Raw genomic sequence first — 23,055 nt, forward strand, 5'->3', positions numbered from 1 at the left:
GAGTGAGGAGAGCGCGTGCAGAACGTAACGTTCGCCCATCGGAGAGTGCTTATGTCGCTGCACATTCACACGCGTGCCGCCATGTTATTAATCGCCTGTGTCGTTTCTCTTGCCGAATCCGGAACGGCGTTCGCGATAAACCTTGGCTTCCTGAGAAACACACCGATCTCCGTGATGAGGCAGCGCGACCTGCAGGTGTTGAACGATGCCGCGCGTCTCGCACTCGATACTAAAGAGGATGGCGAATCACTCGACTGGGACAATCACGGCACGCGCAATCCGGTGCGGATCGAGGGCACCGTCACACCTCGCGACACGGTTAAGGAAGGCGATCAAACCTGCCGCAAGATCACGCTCGTCGCAGTTGCGAGAGGTCAATCGCAGAGCTGGACTCCCACCGTGTGCGGGAAAGGCAACGGCCAGTGGGAGTTGCAGCAGCGTTAGCGGGTAGTCGCCAGCATCGCGCGAAGTCCAACGCCTGGGTGAAAGCGGTGTCAGGCTGAGGGAATTTCTGACACCGGGAGCCTTTTCAGCAATTGTCATTGGCCGCCGGCCGGCGACGCTACGCCCGGGGTTGCCAGCGTGTTGTTGACCCCGTAAGCGGGAGCATTTTTCTTCGGGGTACTGTTCATGCTATTCGGCTGCCCGGAGTCCGGCGACCAGGCTCCCTTGCCGCTATCCGTGTTGGTTGCGCCAGGTGTGCCGTAGCCGCTCGTTGGCTGGGCCGGCGACGTGACGCTCGGGGTCGCCAGCGTATTGTTGCTCTGTGCATGAGCACCGCCCGACAACATGAGTGCGGCGACGGCCGCGATTAGTGTGCTCGTTGCGCTTTTCATGACTCATTTCTCCTAGATTGAACTGGAATATCGATGCAAATGATCCGTTTGCAGTGGGCGCACGTGAGCAGTATTGACGACATGCAGTGCGCCGATAGCGCGGCATCGAGTCCTTAGCAGGAAATAAAAAGTTTAGGAAAGCAGTCGCTGATTATTCAATGCCTTGTTCGCAAGGGTGAATTGTCATTTTCGTGATTATCTCCGGTGGCCCGCTCCCTAATTTGACCGTGCACGCCTTCCCAGGCCAAATAGCGGAATCACGCCTGTGACCTGATTAGCATCGCGAACCAACGAATCAACGAAGCAACGACGGCGTAGGCACCGTCAATCCGCGCATGATGGCTGCTCGCGCGACGCCCCTTGCGGACCGTACCCACTCTTCGTACCGACGGCTTGCTGTCAGCGGAATAAGTCGGCGAGCTCCTTCGTTTTTGACATCAGGTGAACAGGTGCGCGTGCCGGGTCTTTTTCCGGCGCCGCGCACGTCTGTGCAGTTCCGCACATTTGTCAGGCGACGCCGGTGATGCCGTGCGCGAAGCGTCGTCTTTGTCGTCCCGCTTTTCGCAGTGGGGTGGGCACCTGTGTGCCTGGAGAACCCCGGAGTGCGAAGCGGGCCGGAGGAGATGATGACATGACACATATCGTCGCCATCCGTCGCCTGCTTCGACACGCCTGGATTGTGGCGATTGAGGCCATCTGTCTGCTTCACGTCCCCTCCGCCCTGGCGCTCCCGATATTCGCCCGTCAAACGGGACAAAGCTGTGTCGCTTGCCATGCAGGCGGACAGTTTCCCGAACTGACTCCCTATGGGCGAATGTTCAAGCTGAACGGCTACACGTTTGGGGAACGCACCATTCCCGTTGCCGTGATGGCGACCGTCGACATGACGAAAACAAGAGTCAACCATGACGCGAGCGGCAACATCATTTCCCCCAAAGACGGCTTGCCGATTTTCGACGCCGCCAGCATCTTCCTGGCCGGCAAGATCACCGACAGGATCGGTGCGTTCACTCAGTTTACCTACTCGAATTACGATCATCAGAACGGTGACGGCAGGTGGATCGGTCACTGGGGGTCCGACAACATGGACTTCCGATATGTGGACAGAATCATAGGGGACGCAAACGACCTGATTCTCGGCGCCACGTTGCACAACAATCCGTCTGTGCAGGATGTCTGGAACAGCTCGCCGGCATGGAGCTATCCATACGTTTCCTCGTCAACGAGCGCGGTCGGCGCGCCGCAATTCCTGCCGATTTTGGAGGGCGCCCTCGCACAGCAGGTTGTCGGCGCCGGAGGCTACGCATACTGGAACCGGACGATTTATGCCGAGTTGTCGTTCTACAGTACGGCCGACGGCATCTGGTCGTTCATGAGCAAGGGAAGCAAGCCCGGCGACCTGAACCACCCGCAGACCTATCTGCGCGGCCACAATCCCTACTGGCGACTGGCCCTGACTCACGACTGGGGACCACACAGCGTCATGCTGGGAACCTTCGGCATCAATGTGAACGTCTACCCGAATGACCCCAACGCATTGCCGATCTTCACACAGGGCGTAACCCGCTACCGCGATATTGGCTTCGATGCGCAGTATCAGTACCTGCTCGAACCGAACACCGTCACCGCGGAGGCCCGCTATATCCGCGAGAACATCAGCGATCCGCAGAACCTCGTTTATGGCGACAGCAAGTCGGCCAACCTCGGATCGCTGAGGCTGAAGCTCTCATACGTCTACCAGGCCAAATACGGCATCAGTCTTTCTTTTTTCAACGTGACCGGCAGCCGTGACAGCGTCGCGTATCCGGGGAGTGCGAACTTCTCTCCGGCGACGCAAGGCTGGACTCCAGAAATATTCTGGATTCCGGTGCAGAACATGCGGGTGGGTGTGCAATACACGCACTTCACGAAATACCTTGGTGCGCACTCGAACTACGACGGGCTCGGACGCAATGCAAGCGACAACGACACGCTCTTTGTTTATCTCTGGGCGGCGTATTGGTGATGTCTCTTGCCGCGCGCTCCCGTCATCGGCTATTGAGGGGGATTTGTGAAAACCATGCCATATCTTCGTCCGGACAAATGCCCGGGACGCTGTTTTATGCCTCGTAAAATGGCAGCGATGTCGCGCTGGATCCTGCTCGCCACGTTGCTGGGTGACGCCGGCTGTCACGACATGGAGCATTCCAGGCGAATCGACGATCCTGCGATTGCCGGCAAGACGATCGCGTTGCAGGTGTGCTCGAACTGTCACGGCGTGAACGGCGTTTCTGTTTCTCCCACGTTTCCCTCGCTCGCGGGTCAGCAAAGAGAGTATCTGGTCAATCAGTTGATGGACTTCAGAGCCCATCGCCGGTCCGACCCAAATGCGAAAATATATATGTGGGGTTTCACGCACCTAAGCGATGCGCAGATCGACGAGCTTGCCGCGTACTTTTCGAGCCGTCCGCCACCGGCGGGCGGGCACGCCGATCCTCTGCTGGTCGACAACGGCAAAACGATTTTCGTATCCGGCTTGCCAGACAAGGGCGTGCCAGCGTGCAGCTCCTGTCATGGCGCACACGGTGAAGGCACAGGCGAGTTTCCGCGCCTGGCGGGCCAGCACGCGGATTACATCGTGAAGCAGTTGGCGATCTTTCAACACACGAGACAGAGACCTCGCGGCGAGGTGATGAGTGCGATCTGCGTCAAGCTGACGGAAGAGGAGATGCACTCGGTGGCGGCCTTTCTCGAAGCGTCCACGGCTCGCTCTGCGAAACCGGCTGACATGGGCACTGTCGAGACGGGATCCGCCCGCGAATAGGCCGGTCACGGTGAATGGCGAGCCGGGCATTTGGTCTTTCGGAAACTGGCGAGGCGGGCGGAGGTCTCGTCCAGCTGGCGGTAAGTGAGATCTACGCCGAACTGGTGAACTAGCTCAAGCCGAGCGCCTTCAACCGGCGGTAGAGCGTCCGCTCGCTCCACCCAAGATGTGACGCGAGTGCTTTACGCGTGCCGGGGAATGCTTTCACGAAGTCCATCAGTTCTTCATCGGGAAGTGCAGGCGAAGAGCGCGCCGGCGAGGACCGGCCGGCAATGCGCGCAGGTTCCGTCGCGGCTTGCCGTATGTAGTCCGGCAAATGCTCGGGGCGGATCACAGCGCCATCGGCAAGAAGACATGCGCGCTCGAGCACGTTGCGCATTTCACGAATATTGCCCGGCCATGCATATGCTTCCAGCCTCGCCAGTGCCTCGTGACTGGCCCTGAACTTGTGGCCTGACGCGCGGGCGCCCGCAGCATCTGCGTTGCCGATGCGCCGGAGAATGGAGTCGACGAGAAGCGGGATGTCATCGCGCCGCTCGCGCAATGGAGGCAGCAGGATCGGGAACGCACTGATCCTGTAGTACAGGTCTTGCCGGAATCGTCCGTCACGCGTCATTTCGAGCAAAGGCTTATGCGTTGCGGCAACGAGTCGAAAGTCCGCGTGCAACGTCTCGGTGCCGCCCACCCGGCGAAACGTGCCCGTCTCGATGAGGCGTAAGAGCTTCACCTGCATCGATAACGGCACGTCACCGATTTCATCGAGGAACAGCGTACCGCCCTGCGCCGTCTCCAGAAGTCCGGGCTTTCGCGTGACGGCGCCCGTAAACGCGCCTTTCTCGTAGCCGAAGAACTCGCTCTCGAACAACGACTCCGTGATGCCGGAGCAATCGACGACGACAAAGGGACTCTGCGCGCGTGTGCTCGCCTCGTGTAGCGCGGTGGCGAAGAGTTCCTTGCCCGTCCCGGATTCGCCGAGCAGCAGCACCGGCAACTTCGACGGCGCGACGCGATGCAACGCGGAGATCGCGTGATTGAAAGCGGCCGACCGTCCGACCAGTCCTTCCTCGCTCGGTTTGGCCGACGCACTGCGAACCGTCACGAGGCGCTCGACGTATGCAATAACGGCATGCTGCCCGCCGAATATGGGACGCAGTTCGACATCGACGTGCTCGGGGCCGCGCGGCGTGTAGTGAATGTGGAGCACGCGATCCGGGCCGCGCTGCTCCAGAGCGCGCTTCATCGGACAATGCTCTCCGGCCTGGTCACACGGCACGTCGTAGTGGTGTGAGATCTGATAGCACTTGTGGCCGATGTACGGTTCACCGGCAACGCCGAACTGGCGCTGGTACGCGGTGTTGGCCGCAAGAATCCGGTATTGCGGATCGAGCACGATCATGGGCTGAGGTTCGTGTTCGAGGTATGAGACGAGCGCGCCAATGTCCGGCGTCCGCTCGCCGGCCGGGTTCGTCGGCAAAGCGTGCGTTTCAATGATGGGGATATGCGATTTCATGCCGCGCCATTCGAAAGAGGGTTCACCATAGCCGGCCGCAAGACCTCTGCCGGCACTGCCAATTCTGCCACGGCACTGCCGCATCTGGCAGTGGCAGCCTCGAACCCCGCGTGGCGTCGTCAGCCCCGCCACACGAGGATCAAAAAATGTCCTTTTGTATCAATCGACTTGCGGGCATCCAGCCGCCGCAGCCGCGGGTGGCACGAAGCTTGTATAAGAGACCGCGACAAATTGATTCAGAGCGAGGAGATGGCGATGACGACTGCCCGTCCGATGAGCATCGAGGGCTTTTTCGACCCGGATACGTCCACGATCAGCTATTTGCTGAGAGACGCTGAGACGCGCGAGTGTGCCCTGATCGACAGTGTGCTGGACTTCGATCCGAAGTCCGGGCGCACCGGCACGGCATGCGCCGACAAGCTGATTGCGCGCGTTCGCGAACTGCGTTTGAACGTACGCTGGCTGCTCGAGACGCACGTGCATGCCGATCACCTGTCGGCCGCGCCTTATCTGAAGGAAAGAGTCGGCGGTCAGATCGCCATTGGCGCGCAGGTGATCCGTGTGCAGGAAGTCTTCGGCAAGCTCTTCAACGCCGGGCTCGATTTCAAGCGGGACGGCAAGCAGTTCGACCGTCTGCTCACGGACGGCGACGTGCTGGAAATCGGCGGACTGAGCGTGCGCGCGATGCACACGCCAGGTCACACACCCGCCTGCATGACCTATGTGGTCAGCGACGGCCGCGAAACGGCGGCTTTTGTGGGCGACACGTTGTTCATGCCCGACTACGGTACGGCGCGCTGCGACTTTCCCGGCGGCGATGCGCGCTCGCTTTTTCGCTCGATCAACAAGGTGCTGAGCCTGCCTGCCGAAACGAAACTCTATATGTGCCACGACTATCAGCCAGGCGGGCGTGAAGTGCAATTCGTCAGCACGGTTGCCGAGCAGCGCGAGCGCAACGTCCATGTTCGTGACGGAACGAGCGAAGAAACATTCGTGGCGATGCGCACCTCGCGCGATGCAAAGCTCGGCATGCCTCAACTGATGCTGCCGTCGGTGCAGGTCAATATGCGAGCCGGGCAGATGCCGCAGGCCGAGGACAACGGCATCTCGTACATCAAGATTCCGCTGAACGCGCTTTGAGTGTCGTCACGCCGGAAGATCAAAAAGTCGAGGAGAAATGCATGGAATTCAGAAGGCTGACGGACGACCTGTCCGTATCGCCGCAAATTGTAGTCAAGGATCTGGCCGCCATTCGCGCGGCGGGGTATCGCGCCATCATCTGCAACCGCCCCGACGGGGAAGGCCCCGACCAGCCGACCTTCCTTGAAATCGAGGCGGCCGCTCGCGAGCAGGGTTTGGCGGCCTCGTATCTGCCAGTCGAATCGGGCAAGGTAAGCGACGACGACGCCGCAAAATTCGGCGAACTCATGCGCGAGCTCGAAAAGCCCGTGCTTGCCTATTGCCGCACGGGGATGCGTGCCGCTACGCTGTGGGGGCTCTCCGAGGCATCCTCGAAACCCGCGCCGGAAATTATTGGTGCCGCGCAGGCGGCCGGCTACGAATTGGGTGCGATCACCGCGCGCGTTGCCAACGGCGGCAAGGCGCCGGTGAGAGTCGCGGCGGCGAGCCACGACATCGTCATCGTCGGCGCGGGTGCCGCAGGCCTCGCCACGGCCGCCAGTCTTCTCGCGCGCGACGCGACGCTCGACATCGCGGTCATCGACCCCGCCGACACGCACTACTACCAGCCCGGCTGGACGATGGTGGGCGGGGGCGTATTCAGGCCGGAGACGACGGCGCGCGCGATGGCGGCCGTATTGCCGCGAAACGTTCACTGGATCAAGGCAGGCGTCGCCGCGTTCGAACCCGCCAATCACGCGGTGATTCTCGAAGGATGCCGTGTCGTCCGCTATCGGAAACTGATAGTGTGCCCCGGACTCAAGCTCGATTGGGGCGCGATTGCCGGTCTTGCGGAAACGCTCGGGCGCCATGGCGTGACGTCCAACTATCGCTACGATCTTGCGCCGTATACGTGGCAACTGGTCCGCGAGATGAAGCGCGGCCGCGCCATCTTCACGCAGCCCCCAATGCCGATCAAGTGCGCGGGTGCGCCGCAAAAGGCCATGTATCTGTCGTCCGATTACTGGCAGCGATCCGGCCGGCTGCAAGACATCGAGGTTCAGATGTTCAACGCGGGCGCCGTTCTATTCGGCGTGGCCGACTACGTCCCGGCCTTGATGGAGTATGTCGAGCGATACGGCATTGGACTGAACTTCGGCTACAACCTCACGGCGATCGATGGTCCCGCGCGGCTCGCCACTTTTCGCCGCGTGCTGCAAGACGGCACGGTCGAGTCGGTCACCCGCGACTTCGACATGATCCACGTCGTCCCGCCGCAAAAGGCGCCCGACTTCATCCGCGTGAGCCCGCTCGCCGATCAGGCCGGGTGGGTCGACGTCGATCAGACGACGTTACGCCACAAGACTTTCGCCGACGTTTTCGCGCTAGGTGATGTGATCAATGCGCCGAATGCGAAAACGGCGGCGGCGGCGCGCAAGCAGGCGCCAGTCGTTGCCCACAACCTGCTGGCGAGCATGGGAAGGACGAGCGGGCAAGCGTCTTACGACGGCTACGGCTCATGCCCGCTCACGGTCGAGCGCGGCAAGATCGTGCTCGCGGAGTTTCTGTATGGGGGCAAGGTCGCACCGTCATTCCCCTCCTGGCTCATCGATGGGAAACGCCCGTCACGACTGGCATGGCTGCTGAAGGAGCGCATGCTGCCGCCGCTCTATTGGCGTGCGATGCTCAAGGGACGTGAATGGTTGGCAAAGCCGGAGATCGTCGGCTGAGCGCTGCGCAAAGCATCCTGATCGTGCCGTGTAGCGCCGATCACAGCCGGCCTCGCCGGCCATTCCTCCTGTCGGACAACTCATGCTGACTTCACTGATACTTGGAATTCTCGTTGGCGCCGTATTGGGCCTGACGGGCGCCGGCGGCGGCATCCTTGCCGTTCCCGCACTCGTCGTGGGAATGGGCTGGCCGATGCAACAGGCGTCGCCCGTCGCGCTGATCGCCGTTGCCGGAAGTGCGGCGATCGGCGCCATCGAGGCTTTGCGCAGCGGACTCGTGCGCTATCGTGCGGCGTTGCTCATGACGATTGCCGGTGCGCCAGTAACTTCTCTGGGCGCACAGCTCGCTCACAAGCTGCCGCAACGATTGCTGGTTGCGCTTTTTGCCGGAGTGATGCTGCTCGTCGCGCTTCGTCTGCTCGCTCAGGCGCTAAGCCAGAAGACAGCGGAGCAAACGATGTCGCCATTTTGCGTAGGCCGGATGGATCCACGCACGGGACGTCTCTCGTGGACCTGGACCTCGGGCGCCGCGCTCGCGGGGACCGGCGCGCTGACAGGCTTGATGACGGGGCTGCTCGGGGTAGGCGGCGGCTTCGTCATCGTGCCGATGTTGCGCAAGCTCACGAATGTGTCGATGCACGGCATCGTTGCCACTTCGCTGATGGTCGTCGCCCTCGTCGGCAGCAGCGGCGTCGTCTCGACGATACGGGCCGGCGTGTTGCCGCCGCTAGGGCTAACGGCCCTGTTCAGCCTCGCGACAGCGCTCGGGATGGTAGCCGGGCGCGGCGCATCGCGTCATCTGTCCGCGCGACATGTGCAGATCGGCTTTGCCGGCATACTTGTCTGCGTTTCGTTGGGAATGGCGGGGAAAGCCTTGCTCGGCGCCTGAGCACAGCGTTAGCCCGCAAGGCGCCGGCGCACCGTTCCCGCCAATCTGTCAAACGGCAACGTGCTGGCTGCCAGCGCAATAGCCTCGGGAAAATATTCCCTCACGATATCCGTCGACACCTGACCCGGGGGCGCCTCGACCAGCACGTGCGCGCCCATTTCCTGCATCGCCGTCAGCGCGTCGAACCAGCGCACCGTGTAGCGCATGTTGGTCGCGAGGTCTTCGCGAATCGCCTCGGCCGTATATAACGGACGTCCGCCGCGATTGCCGATATAGATGCCGCGCGGTCTTTCAAACGGCAACTCGCGCGAGTAGGCGAGTAGTTCGTCGCTCGCATGCGCGAGCAATTCGCAATGCGAGGGCACGCTGACCGCGAGCCGAGTGGCCTTGCGTGCGCCGGCCGCGAGCGCGTGTTCGATGAATGCGTCGAGCGCATCGTCCGCGCCGGCCACCACGATCTGGCGCGGCGCATTGACGTTGCCGATATACACGCGTTGCCGTTGCTGCGCGGCCTGCCGTGCGACGAGCGTTTCCACCTGCTGCTCGCTCAAGCCGGATACAGCTGCGAGACCATAGCCCGACGGATAAGCGGTTTCCATCAGCTCGGCGCGTCGCCGTACCAATTGCAGCGCGTCGCGAAACGCCACCGCCCCGCAATCGACCGCTGCCGCAAAAGCGCCGACCGACAGCCCCGCACTGATCTGCGCTGCGAGCCCCTCGTCGGCGAGCGCGCGCGCGATCGCCACCCCCGCGATGGTCAAGCCGAGCTGCACGGCGACCGTCGAATCCAACGCGCCGGGTGAGTCGAGCCTCAGCACGTCGATGCCGAGCGTGTCGGCTGCCTCAGCGAGCGTGTCCTGCACCGCGTGGTGCAGCGGCAACCGATGCAGAAAGCCCTCGCTCTGCGCGCCCTGGCCGGGATAGAGAAGCGCGAGCATCAGACGGCGCCATCATGAGCAACGGCAGCCCACGGATCGGCGATAAACCGGGGACCGCCCGCATGCCGGGCAAGCACATGCGCCTTGCCTGCGGCCCATTCCGCGAGCGCCACGCCGCCCGCGGGCGTTTCGAGTTGCGCGTCGATGCGTATGCCGACGTGCGCCGCGAGCGTTTGCAACTGCTCGAGTAACGCACGAGCGGCGGCCAATGCGAGCGGCTCGGGGGCGCGGATCAACAGATCGAGATCGCTGGCTTCGTTGACGGCCGGCATACGTGTCGCCAGTTCGAATCCCGTGCTGCCCGTAGGACCCCAAACGAATCGCGAGAGCGGACCGCACGGATCACGTTGCAGAAAAGCCAGCGCAATGAAGGAGGGCAACGCGTCGCGTCCGGCATCAGGTTGCGTTCGCGCCAACGATTCCGGCGACACGGCACTGACGATATCGCCGGCATGCACCCAGGCGCCGTAGCGCTGCGCTCGCTGCGCACCGCGCACGCCGATCGCGACGAACCCATCCGCGGCGAGCGCGCGTCGAACGACAGCGTACGGCGCGCGTTCGAATCTGTCGCGAACCCACGCCGGTTCATCGGCGAGCGCGTCCAGTCGTCGCAAGCGCAGCAGATCATGCGGCCGCCACCGCGCGTCGCACGACGTGGCGCGCTCGGCAGGGAAGGGGGCGGCCGCGCAGACTCGCATCACACGGCATCCCATTGTTCGGCAAGACGCCGCCGCACCTCGATCGACGCCGCGCGATTCTGCCGCGCCGCCGCCGATTCCAGCCGCCGCGCGAGCGTACGATCCCCCGCGCGCGCACTGCGAATCTGCTCGGCCAGCACCGCGCGCACGCGCTCGATCTGTGGCGCGCTTGGCGCATCGGCGTCGATGCCTTCGATCAACTGATCGAGCAGCCCCAGCTTCGCGAACGACGCCATCGAATACGACATCGGCACGATCGTCTCGCCGAGTTCGTCGAGCGCTTCGACCGTGCGGCGCGTGACGCGCGCGGCCGCTTCCTTGCCCATCGCGTGAACCATCGTGCCGGGCGCGTCGAGCGCGACGATGCGATTCGCCTGATAGCCGTGCGCGAGAAACGCGCCCGACATCGCCGGACCGACGATCAGCGCGATCACCGGATGACCCGCGCCGCGCGCGCTCGCATAGGCATCGACGGCAGCCGCGCAGGCGAGGTGAATGCCCAGCATTTCCTCGCGATAGCCGTACGCCTGGCTCTTCACGTCGACGATCGCGACGATCGGGCGGCGTGCGCGGGCGTCCACGCTCGCATCCGCGTCGATCACGTCGCGCACCGCGCGCGCGAGCTGCCAGCCCTGTTCGAGCCCGACCACGTTGGTGGTCGCGCGTGGAAAACGGTTCGCGGGATCGGGCACGACCGTGATGAAGCGCGCGGTCTCGCCGCCGAGCGGCGCATCACCGCTCCAGACCGGCGCCGCGCTCGAGGGTTCACCTGCGAGTGCGTTGAACCACCGCGCACCGCGTGTGAGTGTCGTGTCGTTCATGCCTGCCCCCTGTTCGATGCATCGCGGCCCGGCGGGTTGTACACATCGCGCACGGTCTCGGGCGTGACGTTCGCCGGGTCGATGCGCGCGAGCCGCTGCAGGAACGTACCGACCTGCTCGCTGCGATGCGCGGCCGGCACACCCTGTGCGAACGCGGCGTGCACGGCGGCGCGCACCGCATCGGCATCGTCGTCGACGAGCGTGTCGGCGAGCGCGCTCGCGACGCGCTGCTCGCCGCCGATCAGTTGCCAGACCCGGCGCCGATCGCTCGCATCGAGTTCGTCGATACCGGCTTCCTGCTCGATCACTTCGGGTCCGTTCATGCCGAGCCGCCCCTGTTTCGTCACGACCAGATACGAGCACAACGCGGCCGCGAGCGACATGCCGCCGAAGCAGCCGACCATGCCCGCGATCACGCCGACCACCGGCACATGCCGGCGCAGCGCGACGATCGCCGCCTGAATCTCGGCGATGACCGCGAGCCCGAGGTTCGCTTCCTGCAGGCGCACACCGCCGGTTTCGAACAATACGACGGGGCGCACGAGCTTGCCGCGCTCACAGTCGCGCAGCGCCATTTCGAGCGCCGCGGCGATCTTGCTGCCCGATACTTCGCCGATGCTGCCGCCCTGGAACGCCGATTCGATCGCGGCAACCACGGCCGGCTCGCCGCCGATCGTGCCGCGCGCGATCACGCAGCCATCATCGGCCTGGCAGACGATGCCCTGCATGGGCAGCCACGGCGACTCGATGCGATCGAACGGTCCGAGCAGTTCGCGGAAACTGCCCGCATCGAGGAGCGAGCGGGCGCGCCCGCGCGCGGGCAGTTCGATGAAGCTCTCGCGCAAGAGCGGCGCGCGATGAACGCTGGCGGTCGTGCTCATGCCTCGTCTCCTTCCTCGGCCGCTTCGACCGCTTCGGCGAGCCGCAACGCCACCACGCCGGGCGTAGCGCCGAAGTCGTTGATCTCGATGTGCGCGGCGCCGTCGTAGCGCGTGAAGAAGCGGTCGAGCACGCTTTTCCAGATGTGGCTATAGCCGTCGACGCTGGTGCGCACGACCACGTGCGCGGCGAGCGCCGAGCCGCTCGCGGCGGCCGTGGCGGGCGAGAGCAGCACTTCCAGATCGCCCGATCCGACCACGCCGACGTGCGCGCGGGTCGTGACGGCGCGTTGCGCCGGATAGTCGAAGGTCAGATGTTCCATGAGGCTCAGCTCCGGCTGGCGTCGCGATACGCCAGCATGTCGAGAAAAAGAGTGGCGGCTAGCAGATCGGCCGAGCCGCCAGGCGATGCGTTCAGCGACAGCAGTTCGCGTTCGAGCGCGTCGAGCGCGACGCGGCCCGCGGGTGTCGAACTGCCGCCCGCGTCGAGCACGCGCTGCGCGCCGAGTTGGCCAGCATGCAAGCCGGCGAGGCCCGCGCGATGCAGCAGGCAGGTATCGTCGAGCGTGCTCATGATCGCGAGCAGCGCGTCGATGCGCGTGGCGTTTTCGTCGAGCTTGCGTGCGCGCGCCGCGTGCAAGGCGGGCAGGCCGACGTCGAGCGCGTGCGGAAACCCGTCCTGGGCTTCGCGCCGCGCACCGCCGACCTGATAGCGTTGCCGCGCGCGTTCGCCGTGGCTGTCGGAAGCAGCGGCGAAGCGGTCCGGGAAGCAGGCGATCTGCGCGGCCAGCGTGCAGACGCGCGAGGCATCCGGATGGTTGGCCGGACCCGACGACGTTTCGAGCGCCACGCCGGCAACGAGCAAGCCGATGATCCAGATCGCGCCGCGGTGCGCATTGCTGCCGCCCGTCGCGCGCATCATGTCCTGTTCGCCCGCGCGGCCGATCTGCGCAAGCTCGGCGCGCAGCAGCGCCGATGGCTCGACACGGCGGCGCGCCGTGCGCGCGAGCGCCGCGAAAGTTGGTTCGAGCGCGTGCGCGGAGCGTCGCATGATCGCGAGATCGAGGTCGCGATGCGCGCCGCTGCCGCGCCGGTCGACGAGCGCGGGCTTCGGCGTGAGCTCGGCTTCGTCGATCAGCGCGGTGATCGCGTGGCGCGCGAGTTGCGCGTCGGAAAACGGTGGGGCCGCCATTGGCGCGGCCGACAATGGCGCGGCGAGCAATGTCTCGCACGCATCGCGCAAGACTGATGCAACCGGCGCGTCCGACCGTTCGGGAAGAGCCGCAGCGGACGCCATCGTCACCAGCTCCGGAAGCGCGCGGGCGGCGCGTACAGCCCGCCCGACCACGTGACCAGATCGTCGATGCTGCGCGCCGCGAGCAGCGAGCGCTTCGCTTCGCCGCGCCGGATGCCGAGATCTTCCGGATACGCGACGATGCCGCGCCGGCGCAATTCGGCGGTCTTCTCCGGCTTCGCGCGCAGACCGATCGGCGTGACACCCGCTACCGCCGCGAGCGCCGCGCGCCGCTCGTCGATGCCCTCCGCTTTGTGCAGATGCGCGATGCCTTCCTCGGTGACCACATGGCTCACGTCATCGCCGTAGATCATCACCGGCGCGATCGGCATGTTGTTTTTGGCGCCGACCGCGATCGCGTCGAGTTCATCGACGAAGGTCGGCTCGCCGCCTTTCTTGTATGTCTCGGCCAACTGCACGACGAGCTTGCGACCACGCGACACCGCCCCATCGCCCTTGAGCAGCTTGAGCCACGCCTCGCTCGAATGGCGCCGGCCGCGCGGATCGTGGCCCATGTTCGGCGCGCCGCCAAAACCCGCGAGCCGCCCGCGCGTGACCGTCGACGAGTTCGCGTCCGCGTCGATCTGCAGCGTCGAGCCGATGAACAGATCGACGCCGTATTGCCCGGCCAGCTGGCACAGCACGCGATTCGAGCGCAGGCTGCCGTCGTTGCCGGTGAAGAACACGTCGGGGCGCGCCTCGATATACGCCTCCATGCCGACCTCGCTGCCGAAACAGTGGATGCTCTCGACCCAGCCCGATTCGATCGCGGGAATCATGGTCGGATGCGGATTGAGCGTCCAGTTGCGGCAGATCTTGCCCTTGAGACCGAGCGACTCGCCATACGTAGGCAGCAGCAGTTCGATCGCCGCGGTATCGAAGCCGATGCCGTGATTGAGCGACGTGACGCCATACGGCTCGTAGATGCCGCGAATCACCATCATCGCGGTCAGCACCTGCAAGTCGCCGATATGACGCGGATCGCGCGTGAACAGCGGCTCGACCGCGAACGGCCGGTCCGCCTGCACGACCACGTCCACCCACGAGCCCGGAATGTCGACGCGCGGCAGTTCGTCGACGATCTCGTTGACCTGCACGATCACGATGCCGTGACGGAACGCGGCGGCTTCGGCGATGGTCGGTGTGTCCTCGGTGTTCGGACCGGTGTACAGGTTGCCGTGACGGTCGGCCTGTTCCGCGCACAGCAGGGCGACGTGCGGCGTGAGATCGACGAACATGCGCGCGTACAGCTCGACATACGTATAGATCGCCCCGATTTCGAGCTGGCCGTCTTCGAGCAGTTGCGCGACGCGCAGACTCTGCGGCCCCGCGAACGAGAAGTCGACCTTGTGCGCGATGCCACGCTCGAACAACGTCAGATGTTCAGGACGACTGATGCTCGAAATCAGCAGATGCACGTCGTGCAGCTTTTGCGGATCGACCTTGGCGAGCGAGCGCGACAGGAAGTCGGCCTGCTTCTGGTTGTCGCCTTCGAGCGCGACGCGTTCGCCGGGCTGGATCAGCGTTTCGAGCGCATCGACGATGCGGTGCGCGGGCAGCACGCCGTCTTCGAGCCACGGCGCGATGGCCGCGAGGCGGCGGTGCTTTTCGTCGCGACGGGTCGTCCACGAGCGGGCGGCGGACGGCGATGCGGCGGCTTCGGCGGGATGGTTCATCGGCTCGGTCAGCTCCCGGTGGTGACGCGCGGACGTCGGCCGCGCGGCTTCGGTTGATGCGCAAGCGCGGCTTCCTCGCGCGCGCGCTCGGTCAGGAAACGATGCAGCAGCTCGCCGGTGCCGAGCAGATGCGCGACGACGAGCGACTGCGCGGCCGCGATATCGCGGCGCTCGACGGCATCGAGCAGCGCCGCGTGCTCAGCGTCGGACTCGCCCTTGTACGACGGCAAGCCGAACTTCAGGCGCAGATAGCGTTCGCCGCGCCGGTGCAGCTGCCCGATCATGTCCTCGAGCTGCGGCCGGCCGGCGGGCGCGTAAAGACTCATATGGAACGCGGCATTACGCGCTACGTACAGCGATGGGTCCTCTTCGCGCTCGGCGGCGCGGCACAGGTCCGTGGCTTCGCGCAGCGTCGCGGCGGTGTGATTCGGAATGGCGAGTCCGAGCGCGAGGCTTTCGAGCGCGGAGCGGATCTCGTAGATCTCGCGCGCTTCGTCGGCGGACAGCGGCGCGACGGTCGCGCCTTTATGGACCGCCGCGCGTGCCCAGCCCTCACTCTCGAGTTGGCGCAGCGCCTCGCGCACCGGAATCGCGCTGACAGAGAAATGCCGGGCGATCGCGTCCTGCCGCAGCGGCGCGCCAGGCGCGAGCGTACCGTCGACGATTGCCGCGCGCAGCGCCTCCGCGATCACGCGAGAGGTGCTCGCGCGCGGCGCGGCGGCCGGAAGAAACGTACCGGGCATCGGGGCGTCCAGGGGAAAACCTTCAGTTGCGTCAGTCATGGTATCAAATATTATATATAAAAAGACGCGCATTTCAGCGGGGGCAAACCCGGAAGCGTTTTCAAGCATGCCCCGGCCAATGCCCCGCGCCGTCCTCTGAGTGAGTTGTATGAGGACATCGCCGATCAATCAATGTCGTCGATCGCCTTCGAGCGCGCCCCTCATTCGTCGTTACGTTCAACCATCGTAGGCTGGAGGAGCAGGATGAATACATTGACCGACCGACGGGCGGCCGCGCGTCAGCGCACACCGCTCAAGCGTTCGCAGATCGCAGGGTTTTGGGGCGCGTGGGCCGGCTGGACGCTCGACGGCATGGACTCGTTCATTTACGCGCTGGTGCTCACACCAGCGTTGACCGAGCTGCTGCCGCGCTCGGGCTTCGCGGCGACGCCGTCGAACGTCGGCCTCGCGGGTTCGATCCTGTTCGCGCTGTTTCTGGTCGGTTGGGGCCTGTCGTTCATCTGGGGGCCGCTCGCCGATCGCTTCGGGCGCACCAAGGTGCTCGCCGCGACGATCTTCACGTTTGCGATTTTCACCGGGCTGTCCGCAACCGCGAGCAACGTCTGGCAGCTCGCGATCTATCGTTTCATCGCGGGAGTCGGCATCGGCGGGGAGTGGGCGCTTGCGGGCACCTACGTGGCCGAGGCATGGCCCGAGGATCGCCGCAAGATGGGCGCCGGGTATCTGCAGACCGGCTACTACGCGGGCTTCTTTCTCGCGGCTGCGCTCAATTACACGGTCGGCGTGCATTTCGGCTGGCGGGCGATGTTCCTGACCGGCGCGGTGCCGGTCGTCGTCGCGATTCTGATTCTGCTGCGCGTGAAGGAGCCGGAGAAGTGGCAGAAGGCCGAGGCGAAGACGGTGCGCGTGCAGCCGCTGCGCGAGATCCTTGGACCGGCTTACCGGCGCCGCACCTGGGTCGCGTGCATTCTGCTGACGATCGCGATCATCGGGCTGTGGGCGGGTGCCGTGTATGAGCCGTCCGCGGTGATCCAGCTCGCGACGCGCGCCGGCATGTCGAAGGGCGATTCGATTCGCACGGCGTCGCTTGCGACCGGCCTGCTGTCGATCGGCACGATCATCGGTTGCCTCGCGTTGCCGCCGCTGGCCGAGCGCATCGGCCGCAAGATGACGCTCGCGGTGTACTTCGCCGGGATGGCGGTATCGATCGCGGCGAGCTTCGGCTGGGCCTTCTATCTGCCGAACGGCCTCGCGCCGTTTATCGCGTGGCTGTTCGTGCTGGGCTTTTTCGGCGGCAACTTCGCGCTGTTCAGCCTGTGGCTGCCCGAGCAGTTCGAAACCCGCGTGCGGGCGACCGCGTTTGCGTTCTGCACGTCGTTTGGGCGCTTCGTCGGCGCGGGCGTCAACTTCCTGCTCGGCGCGGCGGTGCTGCATATGCAGACGCTCGGCGTCCCGATCGCGTTGACAGCGCTGGTGTTCGTGGCCGGCCTGTTCGTGATTCCGTTCGCGCCGGAGACGCGTGGCGAGGTTCTGCCGCAGTGAGAGAGTGGCGAGGCGCGCCTTACTTCGCGTGACTGCGCGCCCGCCCGTTCGGATTCAGCAGCGTGAGCAACGGCCAGCCGAGATTGACGCCCAGACTCGCGGCGACGATCAGCGCCATGCCCGCAAGTTGCGACAGCGACAGCGCGCGGCCGTACACGAGCGCATCCACGACGATCGCGGTCAGCGGATAAACGAACAGCAGCACCGCGATGACCGGCGTGGTGAGCTTGGGCAGCGCGCCGTAAATCAGCACATACGACAACCCCGTGTGCAGCACGCCCATGCCGGCGAGCCAGAACCACTGCATCGGTCCGATATGCGTGAGCGTCAAAGGCGCGATCAGCGGCGCAATCAGCGGCAGACAGACCATGCCGACCGCGCACTGCGTGAGCGTGAGCAGATGCGGGCGCAATTCGCCGAGACTCTTCGCGATCAGCGTGACGCTCGCATACAGCAGTGAGCCCAACAGCGCTTCGCTCAGGCCGATCACATAACTGATGTGGCCTTGCGGATTTCCGGCGGCGATCACGCCCGACGCGAGCACGAGCCCGACGAACGCGGCCGCGATCCAGCCGAGCCGGTCCGCGCCGAGCCGCTCGTTGAACAGCGCCGCGCCGATCAGCACGACCCAGAACGGCTGCACATGAAATACGACGGTCGCGACCGCGATGCTGGTGCGATGAATCGCGTCGAAAAAGCCGACCCATTGCGTGACCATCAGCACGCCGGAGATCAGCGCGAGCACGACGGTGCGGCGCGTGAACTGCGTACGCGTGAAAAAGCCCTTCCACGCGCAATACGCGGCGAGCGACAGAAAGCCGAACAGGCAGCGGAAGAACACGAGCGTCAGTGCATCGAGCCGCGCTTCCTCGACGAAAACGCCGATCGTGCCCATCAGCAGGCCGCCGCCCGCCAGCGTGATCGCACCTTGTTGACGAGAGGTGAGGGCCATGCGCAAGGACTCCGTAAGACGATGCCTGCGAGTATTGCGCCGCTTGCGGGCTCATCACAAACGAATTAAATTGAGTAATTCCATAAGCCCGGTTGATGAATCGTGAACCCTGAATTCGACGTCGATCTATTGCGCAGCTTCGTCGCGGTGGTGGACGCGGGCAGCTTCACGAAGGCGGCGGCGAGCGTGCATCGCTCGCAGGCGGCGGTCAGCATGCAGATCAAGCGGCTCGAAACGATGCTCGGCACGACGCTGTTCGCGCGCAACACGCGCAATTTGGCGCTGACGCGTCCCGGCAATACGCTGCTCGAATACGCGCGGCGCGCGCTCGCGTTGCAGGAGGAGGCGTGGTCGGCGATCGTGCGGCCCGAGGTGACCGGCCGGGTGGTGCTTGGCGCGCCGGACGACTACGTGTCGTCGCTGCTGTCGCCGGTGTTGCGGCGTTTCGCGACGCTGTACCCGCGCGTCGAGATCGAAATCGTCTGTGCGCAAAGCACGGCGCTCGCGCCGATGCTCGCCGACAACAAGATCGACCTCGCGTTCGTCACGCGCGACCGCAAACTGCGCGGCGAATTCGTGCGCAGCGAGCCGATGGTGTGGGTGGGGGCGTCGATCGATACGCCGGTGTTGAAGGCCTCGCCGGTGCCGGTGGGTTTGTACGAGCCGGGCTGCGTCGCGCGTCAGCACACGCTGGCTGCGCTGGATGGCGCGCGCATCCGCTATCGCGCGGCGTTCAGCAGCGCGAGCCTGATGGGTCTTGTCGCGACCGTGGATGCCGGTTTGTCGGTGATTGCGCTGACGCGGTGCAGCGTGCCGCCGCGGCTCGCGATTCTCGGTGAAGCGCAAGGCCTGCCGAAGATCGCGCCGCTCGAAATCGTGGTCGCGCGCAGCGCGAAATCGGATCGGCCGACCTGTGATTATCTGGCGCAGCAGATGGTGCAGGATCTGTCGCTGCGATAGAAGAGAAAGTCAGCTCGCGGCGTTCAGGCGCGCGAGGAATCCCAAAAAGGACGCGCATGGGCGCGCGGTCCAGCGAGTGGAGCGACCTTCATCCAATCCTTGTTAGTGTGGTTCCGACCGGTGTGAGCAATTCGCAGCTGCGTGGCGCGGATTCGCGCGGTGTGCTGGGATGCCAACGCAGCAGACGGCGTGATCCTGCGCAAGCGTATCGATCTGGTCGGACCGAACGTGCGAAAGGGCGACGTGTCGAAGCACACGCGTAACCCGAAAACGAACCCGCAACTCAACCGGAATTCCGCCGATGTCCCACACCATCAATCTGGAAAGCTACTTCGCCCGCATCGGCTATCAAGGCCCGCGCGCCGCTTCGCTCGACGTGTTGCGGGCGATTCACCGGCTGCATCCCGCCGCGATCCCGTTCGAGAACCTGAGCCCGCTCACGGGCGGAGCGGTCAGGCTCGATCTCGAGAGCGTCGAACGCAAGCTCGTGAGCGCGAAGCGCGGCGGCTATTGCTTCGAGCAAAACACGCTGTTTGCTAACGTGCTGATGCAACTCGGCTTCGAGGTGACGCCGCTGCTCGCGCGCGTCGTGTGGGGCCGCGAGCCCGGCACGATTGCTCCGCGCACGCATATGGTGCTGCGCATCGATATCGACGGCGACGCGTGGATCGCCGACGTCGGCTTCGGCGCCGTGACGCTGACCGCGCCGCTGCGTCTGACCGCCGGCCTCGCGCAGCCGGTTCCGCTCGGCACGTTCCGCCTCGCCGACGCCGGGCACGACACCGCCTATCTCGAAGTGCTCGCGCCGGACCAAAGCTGGGCGCGCGTTTATCACGTTGGTCTGCACGCAGTCGAGTGGATCGACTATGAAACCTCGAACTGGTACACGTCGACCTCGCCGGATTCGATCTTCCTGCGCAACCTGATTGTGTGCCGCGTGCAGCCCGAGTTGCGCCTGACGCTGTTCAACGATCAGTTCAACGCGCGTGACGCAGAAGGGCGGATCGTCGACGAACGGCGCCTCGCGAACGCCGCCGAACTCGCCGATTGTTTGCGCGAACGCTTCGGTGTGAACCTGGAGGACATCGATATCGCCGACGTGTTCGAGCGCGTGCGCGCGCGCGGCGAGACCGCTTAACGAGACCCAGGGAGGCAACCGCCGTGGTCACCCGTCTGATCCTGCAATCGCTGGCGTGGCTCGTGGCGATGGGCGTGCTGCTGTTCGGCGCGGCCGGCACGCTCGCGTGGCCGGCCGCGTGGTGGTATCTGATCGAGCTGGCGGTGTTGAGCCTGTGGCTCGGCTTATGGCTCGCGCGTCACGATCCCGCGTTGCTCGCGGAGCGGCTCGCGCCGTTGGTGCAAGCGCAGCAGAGTCGCTGGGATCGTCCGTTCATGGCCGCCATCTGGACGGTATGGTGCGGCTGGCTGATCCTGATGGGCTTCGACGCGATGCGCTTTCGCTGGTCCGCGCCGATGCCGTTGTGGCTCATGATTCTGGGCGCGTTGTGCGTGTTCGTGTGCATCGTTATTTGCCGCTTCGTATTTCGCGCGAACAGTTATGCTGCGCCGGTCGTCAAAATCCAGGCGAGCCGCGGCCACACGGTCGCCGACACTGGTCCCTACGCCTATGTTCGTCATCCGATGTACGCGTCCGCGCTGCTGTTCTTCGTCGGCACGCCGCTGCAGCTCGGCTCGTGGTGGGGGTTCGTGGCGCTGCCCGTGATGGCGTACGGCATGGGATGGCGCGCGGTGCGCGAGGAGCGGTTGCTTGCCGAGCAGCTCCACGGCTACACGGACTATATGGCGCGCGTGCGTTATCGTTTCGTGCCATTTATCTGGTAGGTAAGATTGGGCCCGGCGCCCGAGGCCTATGTGCGGCGTCATCTGATGATGGATATCGGCGAGCCGTGTCTGCTGTCGTGGCGGCGCACGTGGGTCGGCGAGAAGAATCGCGCCTTATCCCTGCCGCTGCGACGTATTCGGCGAAAAGCGGCAACCGAGCCGATAGCGCGAACCCGGATGCACGAAGCGCGCGAACGTCACCGCGACGCCGCTCGTCCATGTGCGGCGCGTTAGCGTGAGGCACGGCTCCTCGGCGTGAATTTCCAGCAACCCGGCTTCGGCGGGCGTCGGCAGCGCCGCGTCGACGACGTGTTCGAGATCGTGCATCGGCACGACCGTCAGCAGATACTCCGACGGCTTGAGCGCCGAGAAATCGTGCTGCAGAAAGTCGGGCGCGACGGCCGGATTCACATAGCGATCTTCGAGCTGCACCGGCAGGCCGTTCTCGCGATGCACGCAGATGACATGAAACACCGAAGCGCCCGGCGCGAGCCCCAATGCGTTCGACACCGTGACCGATGCGGTCTCGCGCTGCAACAGCACCATGTCGCAGCGATATGCGTGGCCGCGTGAGCGGATTTCATCGCCGATATAGGCGATCATCAGCAGTGTCGATTGCGGCTTGTTCGGGGCGACGAAGGTGCCGACGCCCGATACACGCGTGACGAGCCCCGCGTCCGCGAGTTCGCGCAGTGCGCGATTGACGGTCATGCGCGATACGCCGAGCGTTGCGACGAGGTTGAGTTCCGACGGCAGACGATCGCCCGGCTGCCGCGCGCCCGATTCGATGATCTGGCGGATGTGCTGCTTGACCTGCTCGTAGCGCGCGGCGGGCGGGTCCTCGGAGCCGCGTGCGGTTTTGGCCGCGCGGGCGGAGCGCTTGCCTTGACGCCTGTTGCGAACGATGGTGCTCATAGAGGCTGGGTGTCAGCGGGGCCGCGCGTCCAGAACGCATTGCGGTCGAAATAGTTTTGCAGAAACTGACGCAGACGCGGCTGCGCGGCATCGTGAAACACGTCGCGCGGTTTGCCCTGCACGGCGATGCGGCCTTGATCGATGAAGACGACCTTGTCGGCGACCTGCGCGGCAAAGCCCATTTCATGCGTGACGACGGCCATCGTCATGCCGTCGCGCGCGAGTTGCTTCATCACCTGCAGCACTTCGCCGACGAGCTCCGGATCGAGCGCCGAAGTCGGCTCGTCGAACAGCATGATGTGCGGCTCCATCGCGAGCGCGCGCGCAATCGCCACGCGCTGCTGTTGACCACCCGACAGCCTGGCCGGATACGCGTCGCCCTTGTGCGCGAGGCCGACCGTCTCCAGCATCGCGTTCGCGCGGCGGCGCGCATCGTCGTGAGACAGGCGCCGCACGCGCAGCAACGCTTCCATCACGTTGCCGAGCGCGGTCATGTGCGGCCACAGGTTGAACTGCTGGAACACCATGCCGACATTGCGACGCACGCGGTTGATCTCGCCATGCGACGCGCTCACGCGTTTGCCGTTGCGCTCGGTATAGCCGAGCAGTTCGCCTTCGATGCGCACGTCGCCGTGATCGTAGGTTTCGAGCGCGGCGAGGCAGCGCAGCAGCGTGCTCTTGCCCGAGCCCGACGGCCCGATCACACAGACGACTTCCGAGCGCGCGATCTCGAGATCGACGCCGCGCAGCACCTCGACATCGCCGAAGCGTTTGCGCAGATCGCGCACTTCGATCAGCGGCGCGGCGTTCGGCGCGCTCGCCGTGGCGCTGGCGGACGGCGCGGAAGATGGCGCGGAAGATGGCGCGGAGGAGGACATGTCGGCGATAACGTTCATAGGTGTTCCGGCA

Annotated in this window: 23 protein-coding genes and 1 pseudogene; 11 read left to right on the forward strand and 13 right to left on the reverse strand. The window is 64.9% G+C overall.

Going from position 1 to position 23,055, the window contains the following annotated elements; translation table 11 throughout:
- The first annotated feature begins 51 nt into the window (after positions 1-51).
- A complete protein-coding gene (locus tag LJ655_RS21115) occupies positions 52-444 on the forward strand; it encodes a hypothetical protein (protein WP_230563166.1) in 393 nt (130 codons plus the stop codon).
- A 95-nt stretch (positions 445-539) separates the two neighbouring features.
- On the opposite strand, the gene LJ655_RS21120 is transcribed toward LJ655_RS21115, so the two are convergent.
- Positions 540-836, reverse strand: a complete 297-nt coding sequence (locus tag LJ655_RS21120; protein ID WP_230563167.1) for a hypothetical protein — start codon at positions 834-836, stop codon at positions 540-542.
- Positions 837-1,467: 631 nt separating this feature from the next.
- Here LJ655_RS21120 and LJ655_RS21125 point away from each other — a divergent pair.
- Together LJ655_RS21125 and LJ655_RS21130 are read left to right on the forward strand one after the other, a co-directional pair.
- Entirely contained in the window at positions 1,468-2,841 is a 1,374-nt protein-coding gene (locus tag LJ655_RS21125; RefSeq protein ID WP_230563168.1) for a cytochrome C, read from the forward strand.
- 96 nt (positions 2,842-2,937) lie between these two features.
- The gene (locus LJ655_RS21130) at positions 2,938-3,639 is read left to right on the forward strand and encodes a c-type cytochrome (RefSeq protein WP_230563169.1); all 702 of its coding nucleotides are present in this window, start codon (positions 2,938-2,940) and stop codon (positions 3,637-3,639) included.
- Positions 3,640-3,748: 109 nt separating this feature from the next.
- Here LJ655_RS21130 and LJ655_RS21135 read toward each other — a convergent pair whose 3' ends face one another.
- A complete protein-coding gene (locus LJ655_RS21135) occupies positions 3,749-5,035 on the reverse strand; it encodes a sigma-54 interaction domain-containing protein (protein ID WP_230563321.1) in 1,287 nt (428 codons plus the stop codon).
- Between the two features lie 369 nt (positions 5,036-5,404).
- Here LJ655_RS21135 and LJ655_RS21140 point away from each other — a divergent pair, with 369 nt between their 5' ends.
- The 3 genes from LJ655_RS21140 (at position 5,405) to LJ655_RS21150 (ending at position 8,887) form a co-directional block, all read left to right on the forward strand.
- On the forward strand, positions 5,405-6,289 hold the full coding sequence (locus LJ655_RS21140; RefSeq protein WP_230563170.1) for an MBL fold metallo-hydrolase: 885 nt from the start codon (positions 5,405-5,407) through the stop codon (positions 6,287-6,289).
- A gap of 41 nt (positions 6,290-6,330) precedes the next feature.
- Positions 6,331-7,998 (forward strand): bifunctional protein tyrosine phosphatase family protein/NAD(P)/FAD-dependent oxidoreductase, encoded by a 1,668-nt coding sequence (locus tag LJ655_RS21145; protein ID WP_230563171.1) that lies wholly within the window; start codon positions 6,331-6,333, stop codon positions 7,996-7,998.
- A gap of 82 nt (positions 7,999-8,080) precedes the next feature.
- Positions 8,081-8,887 (forward strand): sulfite exporter TauE/SafE family protein, encoded by an 807-nt coding sequence (locus tag LJ655_RS21150; RefSeq protein WP_230563172.1) that lies wholly within the window; start codon positions 8,081-8,083, stop codon positions 8,885-8,887.
- Positions 8,888-8,895: 8 nt separating this feature from the next.
- Here the strand turns inward: LJ655_RS21150 and mdcH are convergent, their stop codons facing one another.
- Genes mdcH through LJ655_RS21190 form a run of 8 tightly spaced genes read right to left on the reverse strand, consistent with a single transcriptional unit; the run spans position 8,896 to position 15,974 of the window.
- Complete coding sequence (gene mdcH, locus LJ655_RS21155) at positions 8,896-9,825, reverse strand: malonate decarboxylase subunit epsilon (protein ID WP_230563173.1); 930 nt, start codon at positions 9,823-9,825, stop codon at positions 8,896-8,898.
- Positions 9,825-10,523 (reverse strand): malonate decarboxylase holo-ACP synthase, encoded by a 699-nt coding sequence (locus LJ655_RS21160; protein ID WP_230563322.1) that lies wholly within the window; start codon positions 10,521-10,523, stop codon positions 9,825-9,827. The genes mdcH and LJ655_RS21160 overlap by 1 nt, the downstream gene beginning before the upstream one ends.
- The gene (gene mdcE, locus LJ655_RS21165; RefSeq protein WP_230563174.1) at positions 10,523-11,344 is read right to left on the reverse strand and encodes a biotin-independent malonate decarboxylase subunit gamma; all 822 of its coding nucleotides are present in this window, start codon (positions 11,342-11,344) and stop codon (positions 10,523-10,525) included. Before mdcE ends, LJ655_RS21160 begins: the two co-directional genes overlap by 1 nt.
- Positions 11,341-12,225, reverse strand: a complete 885-nt coding sequence (locus LJ655_RS21170; protein ID WP_230563175.1) for a biotin-independent malonate decarboxylase subunit beta — start codon at positions 12,223-12,225, stop codon at positions 11,341-11,343. Before LJ655_RS21170 ends, mdcE begins: the two co-directional genes overlap by 4 nt.
- Positions 12,222-12,545 carry a malonate decarboxylase subunit delta gene (locus LJ655_RS21175; protein ID WP_230563176.1) on the reverse strand — a complete coding sequence of 108 codons (324 nt, stop codon included), beginning with the start codon at positions 12,543-12,545 and terminating at the stop codon, positions 12,222-12,224. Before LJ655_RS21175 ends, LJ655_RS21170 begins: the two co-directional genes overlap by 4 nt.
- A 5-nt stretch (positions 12,546-12,550) precedes the next feature.
- Positions 12,551-13,519, reverse strand: coding sequence for a triphosphoribosyl-dephospho-CoA synthase (locus LJ655_RS21180; RefSeq protein WP_230563177.1), 969 nt, complete (start codon positions 13,517-13,519; stop codon positions 12,551-12,553).
- A 2-nt stretch (positions 13,520-13,521) separates the two neighbouring features.
- Complete coding sequence (gene mdcA, locus LJ655_RS21185; RefSeq protein ID WP_230563178.1) at positions 13,522-15,192, reverse strand: malonate decarboxylase subunit alpha; 1,671 nt, start codon at positions 15,190-15,192, stop codon at positions 13,522-13,524.
- Between the two features lie 8 nt (positions 15,193-15,200).
- Positions 15,201-15,974 carry a GntR family transcriptional regulator gene (locus LJ655_RS21190; protein ID WP_230563179.1) on the reverse strand — a complete coding sequence of 258 codons (774 nt, stop codon included), beginning with the start codon at positions 15,972-15,974 and terminating at the stop codon, positions 15,201-15,203.
- A gap of 204 nt (positions 15,975-16,178) precedes the next feature.
- Here LJ655_RS21190 and LJ655_RS21195 point away from each other — a divergent pair, with 204 nt between their 5' ends.
- Positions 16,179-17,477 (forward strand): MFS transporter, encoded by a 1,299-nt coding sequence (locus tag LJ655_RS21195; RefSeq protein WP_230563180.1) that lies wholly within the window; start codon positions 16,179-16,181, stop codon positions 17,475-17,477.
- A 19-nt stretch (positions 17,478-17,496) separates the two neighbouring features.
- Here LJ655_RS21195 and LJ655_RS21200 read toward each other — a convergent pair whose 3' ends face one another.
- Positions 17,497-18,429: a DMT family transporter gene (locus tag LJ655_RS21200; protein ID WP_230563181.1), complete on the reverse strand. Its 933-nt coding sequence runs from the start codon at positions 18,427-18,429 to the stop codon at positions 17,497-17,499.
- Between the two features lie 102 nt (positions 18,430-18,531).
- Here LJ655_RS21200 and LJ655_RS21205 point away from each other — a divergent pair, with 102 nt between their 5' ends.
- The 4 genes and pseudogenes from LJ655_RS21205 to LJ655_RS21220 all read left to right on the forward strand — a co-directional run.
- On the forward strand, positions 18,532-19,389 hold the full coding sequence (locus tag LJ655_RS21205) for a LysR family transcriptional regulator (RefSeq protein ID WP_230563182.1): 858 nt from the start codon (positions 18,532-18,534) through the stop codon (positions 19,387-19,389).
- Positions 19,390-19,690: 301 nt separating this feature from the next.
- Positions 19,691-20,527 carry an arylamine N-acetyltransferase family protein gene (locus LJ655_RS21210; protein ID WP_230563183.1) on the forward strand — a complete coding sequence of 279 codons (837 nt, stop codon included), beginning with the start codon at positions 19,691-19,693 and terminating at the stop codon, positions 20,525-20,527.
- A gap of 23 nt (positions 20,528-20,550) precedes the next feature.
- Positions 20,551-21,231, forward strand: coding sequence for a methyltransferase family protein (locus LJ655_RS21215; RefSeq protein WP_230563184.1), 681 nt, complete (start codon positions 20,551-20,553; stop codon positions 21,229-21,231).
- A gap of 18 nt (positions 21,232-21,249) precedes the next feature.
- Positions 21,250-21,333: pseudogene (locus LJ655_RS21220) on the forward strand (histidine utilization repressor); the annotation flags it as partial.
- Positions 21,334-21,345: 12 nt separating this feature from the next.
- Here LJ655_RS21220 and hutC read toward each other — a convergent pair.
- Positions 21,346-22,146, reverse strand: a complete 801-nt coding sequence (gene hutC, locus LJ655_RS21225) for a histidine utilization transcriptional repressor HutC (protein ID WP_230563185.1) — start codon at positions 22,144-22,146, stop codon at positions 21,346-21,348.
- The gene (locus LJ655_RS21230) at positions 22,143-23,042 is read right to left on the reverse strand and encodes an amino acid ABC transporter ATP-binding protein (protein WP_329959717.1); all 900 of its coding nucleotides are present in this window, start codon (positions 23,040-23,042) and stop codon (positions 22,143-22,145) included. Before LJ655_RS21230 ends, hutC begins: the two co-directional genes overlap by 4 nt.
- Positions 23,043-23,055 lie beyond the last annotated feature (13 nt).

Source organism: Paraburkholderia translucens, assembly GCF_020881035.1.
Lineage (GTDB): Bacteria > Pseudomonadota > Gammaproteobacteria > Burkholderiales > Burkholderiaceae > Paraburkholderia > Paraburkholderia translucens.